Genomic DNA, 12364 nt, shown 5'->3' on the forward strand with positions numbered 1-12364 from the left:
GGACGAACCCACCCCCGGGGCGAAAACAGCCCCAGCACCCCACAGTTGGCGTAAGAAGGAGACCCGTCGGCCCCTCCCCCACCGTCCGACCCTTCCGTCCCGACCTCACTACCGCCTCGGCCGCACCACCATCCCGGCCCCGCACCACCATCCCGGCCGCACCACCAGCCCGTCCGGCGATCGAGGACGAGGCCGTCCAGGCCGATACGGGGGTCCAGGCCGATACGGGGGTCCAGGGGGCGGAGCCCCCTGGCGGGGCCGCGGGGGCAGCGCCCCTGACGAGGACGGGAACGGGTAGGGGCGGCGGGGGCGAAACTCACTACGCAACCCCAGGCACGCCCCCCACACCACCTACGCCAACAACCCCCGCAACGGGAACACCGCCCGCCGCGTGGCCAACACCGCCTGGTCCAACCGATCGGCGGGGTCGTACCCCGACTCCCACTCGGCCCAGCCCACCGGCCACCGCCCGTCGGTCATCCGCACCGGCCCCAACTGCCGGGTCCGGGCGAAGACCTCCTGCCGCCACCCCTCGGGGATCACCGTCTCCGGCGCCACCGGCACCCCCGCCGCCACGCCCACCAGATGCGTCCAGGACCGCGGCACCACGTCCACCACCGCGTACCCGCCGCCACCGAGCGCGACCCACTTCCCCCCGGCGTACTCGTGCGCCAACTCGTGACATGCCACCTGCACAGCCCGCTGCGCGTCGAGAGACACCGCGAGATGAGCCAACGGGTCCTCGAAGTGCGTGTCGGCCCCGTGCTGGCTCACCAGCACATCCGGCCGGAAATCGGCGATCAGCTCCGGCACCACCGAGTGGAACGCCCGCAACCACCCCGCGTCCCCGGTCCCGGCCGGCAGGGCGACGTTCACCGCCGAGCCCTCCGCCCGCTCCCCACCGGTCTCCTCCGGCCACCCGGTCTGCGGGAACAACGTACGAGGATGCTCGTGCAGGGAGATCGTCAGCACCCTTGGGTCGTCCCAGAACGCCGCCTGCACCCCGTCTCCGTGATGCACATCCACATCCACGTACGCGACCCGCTCGGCCCCGAGCTCCAGCAGCCGGGCGATCGCCAGCGAAGCGTCGTTGTAGATGCAGAACCCCGACGCGCCACCCGGCATCGCATGGTGCAGCCCACCCGCGAAGTTCACCGCGTGCAGCGCCTCCCCCCGCCAGACGGCCTCCGCGGCCCCGACGGACAGTCCGGCGATGAGGGCGGACACCTCGTGCATCCCCGCGAAGGCCGGATCGTCCATCGTCCCCAGCCCGTACGACTGGTCCGCCGACCCCGGCTCCGCCGACGCCGCCTTGACAGCCTGGACGTAGTCCTCCCGGTGCACGAGGCGCAGGGTCGACTCCCCGGCCGGCTTCGCCGCGACGACGTCGATCTCGCGGTCGAGTCCCAGGGCGCCGACCAGCCGCCGGGTCAGATCCAGCCGGACCGGATCCATCGGATGCTCGGGCCCGAAGTCATAGCCCGTTACTGCCTCGTCCCACATCAGCTGTGCGCGGCCGCTCATGCCCGCCACCGTATCGGTCCGGTTGAGCGGCGAACGACCGGGCGTACACCAACGTCACCAGCACCAACACCATCGGCACCACCATCGCGCCGCGATAGCTCCAGGTGTCCCCCAGCGCCCCCACCAACGGCGAACCGATCAGGAACCCGACGTAATTGAAGATGTTGAGACGGGCGATCGCCGCGTCCGAAGCCCCCGGGAACAGCCGTCCCGCCGCCGCGAAGGTCTGCGGCACCAGCACGCACAACCCCAGCCCCACGAGCGTGAACCCGAACATCCCGACCCACGCCCCCGGTGCGACGGCCACCACCGCGAACCCCGCCGCCGCCACCAGCGCCCCCAGGCGCACCACCGCCGCGGCCCCGAACCGCCGCACCCCGAAGTCCCCGATGGCCCGCCCGAGCAGCGTGGTCACCATGTAGACGTTGTACGGAACGGTGGCCAGCTGCTCACTGCTGCCCAGCACGTCCTGGAGATACTTCGCGCTCCAGTTGGAGACCGTCGAGTCCCCGATGTAGGCGAAGGACATCACCAGACACAACGGCAGCAACACCTTGAAGACGACACCCGTACCGCCGCCCCCCGACCCGGCCTCCCCCGCCTTGCCGGCCTCCGCCTTGCCGTCCTCCGCGGCCCCGGCCGGCGCGTCCCCGTCCACATACCAGCGGCTCCCCACCAGGACGGCCGGCAACAGCACGGCCACCACCGGCAGGTAGGACACCCACAACGCGAGATGCCAGTGCGCGCCCACCCAGGCCAGCGAGGCCCCGACGATCCCGCCCAAGCTGTACACGGCATGGAAACTGAGCATGATGCTGCGCCCGTACGTCCGCTGAAGGCTCACCCCGAGCATGTTCATCGAGGCGTCCAGAGCGCCCACGGCGAGACCGAAGACGCCCAGGGCGACGCCCAGTTCGGCCATCCCCCGTCCCGCTCCGACCCCGAGCAGCGCCAGCAGCACCACCGGCTGGGACCACCGCAGCACCCGGCTGGGCGGTATCCGCTTCACCAGTTGCTCGGTCGACACACTGCCGACCCCGGCCAGGATGGGCACTGCCGCCAGGAAGACGGGCAACAGCGCGTCCGAGACCTCGTACCTGTTCTGGATGGCCGGGATCCGGGTCACCAGCAGAGCGAAGGCCGCGCCCTGCGCGAAAAAGCTGAACGCCAGAGAGGCCCTACCGCGCCGCAGCACATCTGTCATGGCGGCGAGCGTAGGGCCCCTGCGTACTCGTGGGTAGATCCAGCCAAAGATGAGTTCTCCTCAGCTTTGCCGGACTTCACCGGGCGAGGACGACCTCGGGCATCTCGGCCTCGTCCTCGACGGTCTCCGCGGCCCGCTTCTCGAAGGCGACCATCGCCGCCATCGGCCCGGCACCGAGCGCCCCACCGAGCACGAATCCGATCGCCATCGCCACGACCATGACCACGGAACCGAGCCACACCATGGTGTCCACCGGCACGGTGTACGCCCCCACGACCCGCACGACGCACTCGACCAGCAGCACCACGCCCCAGACGATCGAGAAGGCCCGCTCCCGCTTGCGGAAGTCCGCCGACGCCACCGACACGCCGCTCTCCAGCCGCGCCCAGGCCGCCTCCTTGACCGCGTCGCCCTTCACCAGGAACGGCTTGACCGCGGCGGTCATCATCGGCCTCCCCAGCGCCACGGAGACCAGGATCCCGATCCCGATGGTGCTGCTGACCCCGCTGTCCTTGGCCAGCATCAGCCGAGGGTCACCGGAGACCAGGCTGAGCACCAGTCCGACGACGTTGACGACGAGGATGAGCCCCGCCAGCCCGTTGACCGTCCGCCTGCTGACCGCGCTCCACATGGTCCGCACGGCCGGGACCACGCTGCTCCAGGCGAGCGCGGCGAAGGTGCTCATCCCGAACGCGCTCTTGAAGAGGTAGTACGACCCGAGCGGCACCGCCACGTCCACGAGGAGCGGGAGGAAGGCGTTCTGCTTCTTGTGCTGGTTCGTCGTCATGCCCATAGCTTCGCCGCCGGGAGGGGTCCCCCAGTAGAAACGATCGTCCGGAGCTACGCATGACAAATGTCAGCCCGACACCGGCTCGTCCGTCAGATCAGCAGGTCAGGCAACTGCCCCAGATCGGAGAAGAGTCGAGTGGCCCCCGCGAGCTTCGCGGCCGGCGTCATCGCGGTGAACCCGTACACCTCCATCCCGGCCGCCACGGCCGCCCGCACCCCCAGCGGACTGTCCTCGACGACGACACACCGCTCCGGCGCCACCCCCATCCGCCGAGCCGCGTGGAGGAAGAGATCCGGCGCCGGCTTCCCCTTGCCGACATCCTGCGAGCTGAAGATCCGCGCATCCTCGAACCACCGGTCCAGCCCGGTCTTCCGATGCCCCACCCGGATCCGCTCATGGCTTCCGGACGACGCCACGCAGTACGGCACCCCGTCCGCGGCCAGCTTCTCCAGGACGTCCACGGCGCCGGCCACCGGCTCCAGCTCCCGCTCGAAGGCCGCGAACACCCGACGGTGGAACGTGTCGTCGAAATCGGCCGGCAGCCGCTGCCCGGTGCGCTCCTGGACCAGGTCGTGGATGCGGTGCATCGCGGACCCCATGTAGTCACGGATGGAGTCCTCGTACGAGGTGGGATGCCCGAGCTCGGTCAGATAGGCGGCCAGCAGCCGATTGGAAATCGGCTCACTGTCCACGAGAACACCGTCGTTGTCGAAAATAACCAGGTCGTAGCGCATGACCAGACCCTAAACGAGCCACAACGCAGAAAACCCCCGCACCGTGAGGTGCGGGGGTCTCCCGTAATATTTGTTCGGCGGTGTCCTACTCTCCCACAGGGTCCCCCCTGCAGTACCATCGGCGCTGTAAGGCTTAGCTTCCGGGTTCGGAATGTAACCGGGCGTTTCCCTCACGCTATGACCACCGAAACACTGTGAAACACATGCAGCCGCACCACACCGTGACCATGGCATGGGGCTGTTCGTGGTTTCAGAACCAACACAGTGGACGCGAGCAACTGAGGACAAGCCCTCGGCCTATTAGTACCAGTCAGCTTCACCCATTACTGGGCTTCCACATCCGGCCTATCAACCCAGTCGTCTACTGGGAGCCTTAACCCCTCAAGGGGGTGGGAATACTCATCTCGAAGCAGGCTTCCCGCTTAGATGCTTTCAGCGGTTATCCCTCCCGAACGTAGCCAACCAGCCATGCCCTTGGCAGAACAACTGGCACACCAGAGGTTCGTCCGTCCCGGTCCTCTCGTACTAGGGACAGCCCTTCTCAATATTCCTGCGCGCGCAGCGGATAGGGACCGAACTGTCTCACGACGTTCTAAACCCAGCTCGCGTACCGCTTTAATGGGCGAACAGCCCAACCCTTGGGACCGACTCCAGCCCCAGGATGCGACGAGCCGACATCGAGGTGCCAAACCATCCCGTCGATATGGACTCTTGGGGAAGATCAGCCTGTTATCCCCGGGGTACCTTTTATCCGTTGAGCGACGGCGCTTCCACAAGCCACCGCCGGATCACTAGTCCCGACTTTCGTCCCTGCTCGACCCGTCGGTCTCACAGTCAAGCTCCCTTGTGCACTTACACTCAACACCTGATTGCCAACCAGGCTGAGGGAACCTTTGGGCGCCTCCGTTACTCTTTAGGAGGCAACCGCCCCAGTTAAACTACCCATCAGACACTGTCCCTGATCCGGATCACGGACCCAGGTTAGACATCCAGCACGACCAGAGTGGTATTTCAACGACGACTCCACAACCACTGGCGTGGCCGCTTCAAAGTCTCCCACCTATCCTACACAAGCCGAACCGAACACCAATATCAAACTGTAGTAAAGGTCCCGGGGTCTTTCCGTCCTGCTGCGCGAAACGAGCATCTTTACTCGTAGTGCAATTTCACCGGGCCTATGGTTGAGACAGTCGAGAAGTCGTTACGCCATTCGTGCAGGTCGGAACTTACCCGACAAGGAATTTCGCTACCTTAGGATGGTTATAGTTACCACCGCCGTTTACTGGCGCTTAAGTTCTCAGCTTCGCCTAGTCGAAACTAGACTAACCGGTCCCCTTAACGTTCCAGCACCGGGCAGGCGTCAGTCCGTATACATCGCCTTACGGCTTCGCACGGACCTGTGTTTTTAGTAAACAGTCGCTTCTCGCTGGTCTCTGCGGCCACCCCCAGCTCGAGGAGCAAGTCCTCTCACCAGTGATGGCCCCCCTTCTCCCGAAGTTACGGGGGCATTTTGCCGAGTTCCTTAACCATAGTTCACCCGAACGCCTCGGTATTCTCTACCTGACCACCTGAGTCGGTTTAGGGTACGGGCCGCCATGAAACTCGCTAGAGGCTTTTCTCGACAGCATAGGATCATCCACTTCGCCACAATCGGCTCGGCATCAGGTCTCAGACTATGTGAACGGCGGATTTGCCTACCGTTCGTCCTACACCCTTACCCCGGGACAACCACCGCCCGGGATGGACTACCTTCCTGCGTCACCCCATCACTCACCTACTGCAAGTCTGGTTCGTCGGCTCCACCACTTTCCTTTCCCCGAAGGGTCCGGAACGGCTTCACGGACTTAGCATCGCCTGGTTCGATGTTTGACGCTTCACAGCGGGTACCGGAATATCAACCGGTTATCCATCGACTACGCCTGTCGGCCTCGCCTTAGGTCCCGACTTACCCTGGGCAGATCAGCTTGACCCAGGAACCCTTAGTCAATCGGCGCACACGTTTCTCACGTGTGTATCGCTACTCATGCCTGCATTCTCACTCGTGAACCGTCCACAACTCGCTTCCGCGGCTGCTTCACCCGGCACACGACGCTCCCCTACCCATCCATACAGGCGTTGGCCCTATTGTATGAATGACACGACTTCGGCGGTACGCTTGAGCCCCGCTACATTGTCGGCGCGGAATCACTAGACCAGTGAGCTATTACGCACTCTTTCAAGGGTGGCTGCTTCTAAGCCAACCTCCTGGTTGTCTGTGCGACTCCACATCCTTTCCCACTTAGCGTACGCTTAGGGGCCTTAGTCGATGCTCTGGGCTGTTTCCCTCTCGACCATGGAGCTTATCCCCCACAGTCTCACTGCCGCGCTCTCACTTACCGGCATTCGGAGTTTGGCTAAGGTCAGTAACCCGGTAGGGCCCATCGCCTATCCAGTGCTCTACCTCCGGCAAGAAACACACGACGCTGCACCTAAATGCATTTCGGGGAGAACCAGCTATCACGGAGTTTGATTGGCCTTTCACCCCTAACCACAGGTCATCCCCCAGGTTTTCAACCCTGGTGGGTTCGGTCCTCCACGAAGTCTTACCTCCGCTTCAACCTGCCCATGGCTAGATCACTCCGCTTCGGGTCTTGAGCGTGCTACTGAAACGCCCTATTCGGACTCGCTTTCGCTACGGCTGCCCCACTCGGGTTAACCTCGCAACACACCGCAAACTCGCAGGCTCATTCTTCAAAAGGCACGCAGTCACGAGACGAAGAGCAAGCTCTCCGTCCGACGCTCCCACGGCTTGTAGGCACACGGTTTCAGGTACTATTTCACTCCGCTCCCGCGGTACTTTTCACCATTCCCTCACGGTACTATCCGCTATCGGTCACCAGGGAATATTTAGGCTTAGCGGGTGGTCCCGCCAGATTCACACGGGATTTCTCGGGCCCCGTGCTACTTGGGTGTCTCTCAAACGAGCCGTTGATGTTTCGACTACGGGGGTCTTACCCTCTACGCCGGACCTTTCGCATGTCCTTCGCCTACATCAACGGTTTCTGACTCGTCTCACAGCCGGCAGACTGTGAAAGAGAGATCCCACAACCCCGCACACGCAACCCCTGCCGGGTCTCACACGTATACGGTTTGGCCTCATCCGGTTTCGCTCGCCACTACTCCCGGAATCACGGTTGTTTTCTCTTCCTGCGGGTACTGAGATGTTTCACTTCCCCGCGTTCCCTCCACACTGCCTATGTGTTCAGCAGCGGGTGACAGCCCATGACGACTGCCGGGTTTCCCCATTCGGAAACCCCCGGATCAAAGCCTGGTTGACGACTCCCCGGGGACTATCGTGGCCTCCCACGTCCTTCATCGGTTCCTGGTGCCAAGGCATCCACCGTGCGCCCTTAAAAACTTGGCCACAGATGCTCGCGTCCACTGTGCAGTTCTCAAACAACGACCAGCCACCCATCACCCCGCCACACTCGGCGAGTTCACTGGGGCCGGCACTGAAGGCAGCCATACGGCCATACCCTCAGATACCCAACAGCGTGCCCGGCCGGCTCCCGCCCGAAGATCATGCTTTCCACGCTCTCACGAGCTGTACTTGCAAGCCTCCGACCCAGAATCCGGCCGAATAATCAACGTTCCACCCATGAGCAACCAGCATCGGACGTACGCCGATGTACTGGCCTCTGACCTCACCCCGAAGGGATCGGTGAGAAGTGCTCCTTAGAAAGGAGGTGATCCAGCCGCACCTTCCGGTACGGCTACCTTGTTACGACTTCGTCCCAATCGCCAGTCCCACCTTCGACAGCTCCCTCCCACAAGGGGTTGGGCCACCGGCTTCGGGTGTTACCGACTTTCGTGACGTGACGGGCGGTGTGTACAAGGCCCGGGAACGTATTCACCGCAGCAATGCTGATCTGCGATTACTAGCAACTCCGACTTCATGGGGTCGAGTTGCAGACCCCAATCCGAACTGAGACCGGCTTTTTGAGATTCGCTCCACCTCACGGTTTCGCAGCTCTTTGTACCGGCCATTGTAGCACGTGTGCAGCCCAAGACATAAGGGGCATGATGACTTGACGTCGTCCCCACCTTCCTCCGAGTTGACCCCGGCAGTCTCCTGTGAGTCCCCATCACCCCGAAGGGCATGCTGGCAACACAGAACAAGGGTTGCGCTCGTTGCGGGACTTAACCCAACATCTCACGACACGAGCTGACGACAGCCATGCACCACCTGTACACCGACCACAAGGGGGCGACCATCTCTGGCCGTTTCCGGTGTATGTCAAGCCTTGGTAAGGTTCTTCGCGTTGCGTCGAATTAAGCCACATGCTCCGCTGCTTGTGCGGGCCCCCGTCAATTCCTTTGAGTTTTAGCCTTGCGGCCGTACTCCCCAGGCGGGGAACTTAATGCGTTAGCTGCGGCACCGACGACGTGGAATGTCGCCAACACCTAGTTCCCACCGTTTACGGCGTGGACTACCAGGGTATCTAATCCTGTTCGCTCCCCACGCTTTCGCTCCTCAGCGTCAGTAATGGCCCAGAGATCCGCCTTCGCCACCGGTGTTCCTCCTGATATCTGCGCATTTCACCGCTACACCAGGAATTCCGATCTCCCCTACCACACTCTAGTCTGCCCGTATCGAATGCAGACCCGGGGTTAAGCCCCGGGCTTTCACATCCGACGTGACAGACCGCCTACGAGCTCTTTACGCCCAATAATTCCGGACAACGCTTGCGCCCTACGTATTACCGCGGCTGCTGGCACGTAGTTAGCCGGCGCTTCTTCTGCAGGTACCGTCACTTTCGCTTCTTCCCTGCTGAAAGAGGTTTACAACCCGAAGGCCGTCATCCCTCACGCGGCGTCGCTGCATCAGGCTTTCGCCCATTGTGCAATATTCCCCACTGCTGCCTCCCGTAGGAGTCTGGGCCGTGTCTCAGTCCCAGTGTGGCCGGTCGCCCTCTCAGGCCGGCTACCCGTCGTCGCCTTGGTGAGCCATTACCTCACCAACAAGCTGATAGGCCGCGGGCTCATCCTTCACCGCCGGAGCTTTTAACCTCCACCCATGCGAGTGGAAGTGTTATCCGGTATTAGACCCCGTTTCCAGGGCTTGTCCCAGAGTGAAGGGCAGATTGCCCACGTGTTACTCACCCGTTCGCCACTAATCCCCACCGAAATGGTTCATCGTTCGACTTGCATGTGTTAAGCACGCCGCCAGCGTTCGTCCTGAGCCAGGATCAAACTCTCCGTGAATGTTTTCCCGTAATCGGGACGACACCACGAGAGCGGAACAGCCAGGCGGAATAAGCCCGGCCGTTCACAGCGTCCTCGCTGTGTTTTGTTTCAAAGGAACCTCATCCTCGGCTATCACTGCCGGGGACGGGGTATCAACATATCTGGCGTTGATTTTTGGCACGCTGTTGAGTTCTCAAGGAACGGACGCTTCCTTTGTACTCACCCGAGATACTCTCTCAGGCTTTCCTCCGGGCGCTTCCCTTCGGTCTTGCGTTTCCGACTCTATCAGATCTTTTCTCGACCCGATTTCCTCGGTGCTTTCCAGGTTCCCGCTTTCGCGTTTCCCTTTCCGGCGGTTCCGACTCTATCAGATCTTTTCGGGCCTGATTCCCAGTCAGAGGGGGTTTGTCTTCCCGGCTGTTGGGCCGTTCCGACGAGTGAGACATTAGCGGATTCCCGGCCCCCGAAGCCAATCGGGGCCCTGCGCCCTTTCGAACGCGGATTCCTCATTTCGCGAATACACATGCCGACGACAAGACGGCAGACGAATCGACTGCGGTCGAGAAGTGGTTGGTACCTGCGGAATGGCTGTTCGGGGACCGACCGGGGTCGGCGCTCACGTCGAACAACTCGGAGAACATTACGTATGGGGTCGGGGTGTGTCAACTCATGCCCGGCAGGCGCCCCGGAGGCGTAGCCTGACGGCCATGACTACGCGTACGTGCAGCACCCAGCTGTGGTGGGCCGCCTGACGGCGGCCGTGCTGACGTATGCACTCAACGGCCGCCGCTTCGGCGGCCGTTCTCGTTTCTCCCTCCAGGGTCACAGGGCCGGCCGGCCGGGGCGGCGGTCTCGACCAGGAGGTGGAGAGATGAAGCGGGTCTTCAGCGGGGTCAAGCCGACCGGGCATCTGACGCTGGGGAACTACCTGGGAGCTCTGCGGCGGTGGGCCGAGGTCGACCAGCACCGGGCGGACTCGCTGTTCTGTGTCGTCGATCTGCACGCGCTGACCGTGGACCACGATCCGGCGCGGGTGCGCCGGCTGAGTCGGCAGACGGCGACTCTGCTGCTCGCGGCGGGACTGGATCCACAGCTGTGCACCGTGTTCGTACAGAGTCATGTGGACGAGCACGCGCGGTTGTCGTATCTGCTGGAGTGCGTGGCCACGGACGGCGAGATGCGGCGGATGGTCCAGTACAAGGAGAAGTCCGGGCGTGAGCGGGAGCGCGGGGGCGGGGTGCGGCTGTCGTTGCTCACCTATCCCGTGCTCATGGCGGCGGACATCCTCGCCTACGGGGCCGACGAAGTGCCGGTGGGTGACGACCAGGCTCAGCATGTCGAGCTGACGCGCGATCTGGCGGTGCGGTTCAACCAGCGCTACGGGCACACGTTCGTCGTGCCGAGGGCTACGCATCCCGCGGTGGCCGCGCGGGTGATGAACCTCCAGGAACCGACGTCGAAGATGGGCAAGAGCGACGACTTCGGGCCGGGCATCGTCCATCTGCTGGACGAGCCCGAGGTGGTGCGCAAGAAGGTCATGCGGGCTGTCACCGACAGTGGGCGGGAGGTCGTGTACGACCGGGAGGAGCGGCCGGGGCTCGCCAATCTGCTGGAGATCCTCGCCGCGTGTACGGGCGGGGAGCCGCAGGCCTTGGCCGGCGCCTACGCGTCGTACGGGGCGTTGAAGAAGGACACGGCCGACGCGGTGGTCGAGGTCCTGCGGCCGTTGCGGGCAAGGCACCGGGAACTGTGCGCGGATCCCGTCCAGGTGGAGGAGGTGCTGCGGAACGGGGCGGCCAGGGCTCGGGCGAGGGCACGGCCGGTCGTGGACGGCGCCTATCGCGCGATCGGATTGCTTCCGCCCGCGGCGGAGCCGGTCGCCGACCGGGTGCTGAACGCGGCGCGGTAGGCGCGTGGGCTGGTGGCGAGGCGCGCTGCGAAGTGCTGGCGCATCGTGACCTCGCTGCCGAAGCCGGCGCGCCGGGCCACCTCCGGCATGGGGAGGTCGGTGCGCTCGAGGAGTTTCTGGGCCGCGGCGATGCGCTGGTCGAGGAGCCAGCGCAGGGGGGTGGCGCCGGTCTCGGCGGCGAAGTGGCGGGCGAAGCTGCGGGGGGACATGCCGGCCCGTGCCGCCAGGGCGGCGACGGAGAGTGGTTCGTGCAGGTGGCGCAGGGCGTGTTCGCGTACGGCGGCCAGGGTGTCGGCGTCCCGGTGGGTGTGAGGGGTGGGGTGTTCGATGAACTGGGCCTGGGTGCCGGTGCGGAAGGGGGCGGTGACCATCGAGCGGGCGATGGTGGCGGCCGCTTCGGCGCCGTGGGAGCGGCGGACCAGGTGAAGGCAGAGGTCGATGCCGGCTGCCGTGCCGGCGGCGGTCCAGATGTTGTCGTCCTCGATGAAGAGGGCGTCGGGGACGACGGTGACGCGGGGGTGGTGGGTGCGCAGGAGGTCGATGAGGTTCCAGTGGGTGATCGCCCGGCGGCCGTCGAGGAGCCCCGCCTGGGCGAGGGTGAAGGCGCCGCCGCAGAGGGCCGCGAGGGTGCTGCCGCGGGCGTGGGCGCGACGCAGGGCGTCCAGGACGGGCGCGGGTGCGGGGGTGAGGTGGTCGTCCAGGCCGGGGACCAGGATCAGGTCGGCTCGGGAGAGCCAGGCGAGGGTGCGGTCGGGGGCCAGGGCCAGGCCGCCGCGCATCGGGACGGACGCGCCGTCGGTGGCGACGCGGCGCAGGTCGAAGGCGGGGGCGCCGCGGTCGGTTCGATCGGTGCCCCAGACCTCGGTGATGACGGAGACGTCGAAGGCGCGGATGCCGGGGAAGGCGACGAGGGCGACGCGGTACGCAGGGTCCACGTCTGGCAGTAAACCATCGATCGCTGTCTTCTGACCGACTGG

The 12364-nt window shown here is 64.5% G+C and carries 6 protein-coding genes and 3 rRNA genes; 1 reads left to right on the plus strand and 8 read right to left on the minus strand.

Going from position 1 to position 12364, the window contains the following annotated elements; all coding sequences use genetic code 11:
* Positions 1-351 precede the first annotated feature (351 nt).
* From OG440_RS15825 to OG440_RS15855, 7 genes are all read right to left on the minus strand, one after another.
* Positions 352-1524, minus strand: coding sequence for an acetoin utilization protein AcuC (locus OG440_RS15825; RefSeq protein ID WP_406007467.1), 1173 nt, complete (start codon positions 1522-1524; stop codon positions 352-354).
* Positions 1475-2728, minus strand: coding sequence for an MFS transporter (locus tag OG440_RS15830; RefSeq protein ID WP_406007468.1), 1254 nt, complete (start codon positions 2726-2728; stop codon positions 1475-1477). The genes OG440_RS15825 and OG440_RS15830 overlap by 50 nt, the downstream gene beginning before the upstream one ends.
* A 76-nt stretch (positions 2729-2804) precedes the next feature.
* A complete protein-coding gene (locus OG440_RS15835) occupies positions 2805-3515 on the minus strand; it encodes a VC0807 family protein (RefSeq protein ID WP_406007469.1) in 711 nt (236 codons plus the stop codon).
* Between the two features lie 92 nt (positions 3516-3607).
* Positions 3608-4252, minus strand: a complete 645-nt coding sequence (locus OG440_RS15840; protein WP_406007470.1) for an HAD family hydrolase — start codon at positions 4250-4252, stop codon at positions 3608-3610.
* Between the two features lie 72 nt (positions 4253-4324).
* Positions 4325-4441, minus strand: a 5S ribosomal RNA gene (gene rrf / locus OG440_RS15845).
* Between the two features lie 91 nt (positions 4442-4532).
* Positions 4533-7655: ribosomal RNA gene (locus OG440_RS15850) — 23S ribosomal RNA — on the minus strand.
* Positions 7656-7970: 315 nt separating this feature from the next.
* Positions 7971-9496 (minus strand): 16S ribosomal RNA (locus tag OG440_RS15855).
* Together the 16S, 23S and 5S rRNA genes form the textbook arrangement of a ribosomal RNA operon.
* Before the next feature lie 853 nt (positions 9497-10349).
* Between OG440_RS15855 and trpS the strand changes: the two genes are divergently transcribed.
* Positions 10350-11387, plus strand: coding sequence for a tryptophan--tRNA ligase (gene trpS, locus OG440_RS15860; protein WP_406007471.1), 1038 nt, complete (start codon positions 10350-10352; stop codon positions 11385-11387).
* Here trpS and OG440_RS15865 read toward each other — a convergent pair.
* Entirely contained in the window at positions 11315-12322 is a 1008-nt protein-coding gene (locus OG440_RS15865) for a GlxA family transcriptional regulator (protein ID WP_406007472.1), read from the minus strand. The genes trpS and OG440_RS15865 overlap by 73 nt on opposite strands.
* Between the last annotated feature and the right edge of the window lie 42 nt (positions 12323-12364).

The sequence above is a fragment of the Streptomyces sp. NBC_00637 genome (assembly GCF_045161545.1).
GTDB lineage: Bacteria > Actinomycetota > Actinomycetes > Streptomycetales > Streptomycetaceae > Streptomyces.

Excerpts from the sequence above, each read along its gene's own strand:
- OG440_RS15825 (WP_406007467.1), bottom strand. The coding sequence starts at position 1,524 with ATGAGCGGCCGCGCACAGCTGATGTGGGACGAGGCAGTAACGGGCTAT.
- OG440_RS15830 (WP_406007468.1), bottom strand. The coding sequence starts at position 2,728 with ATGACAGATGTGCTGCGGCGCGGTAGGGCCTCTCTGGCGTTCAGCTTT.
- OG440_RS15835 (WP_406007469.1), bottom strand. The coding sequence starts at position 3,515 with ATGACGACGAACCAGCACAAGAAGCAGAACGCCTTCCTCCCGCTCCTC.
- OG440_RS15840 (WP_406007470.1), bottom strand. The coding sequence starts at position 4,252 with ATGCGCTACGACCTGGTTATTTTCGACAACGACGGTGTTCTCGTGGAC.
- trpS (WP_406007471.1), top strand. The coding sequence starts at position 10,350 with ATGAAGCGGGTCTTCAGCGGGGTCAAGCCGACCGGGCATCTGACGCTG.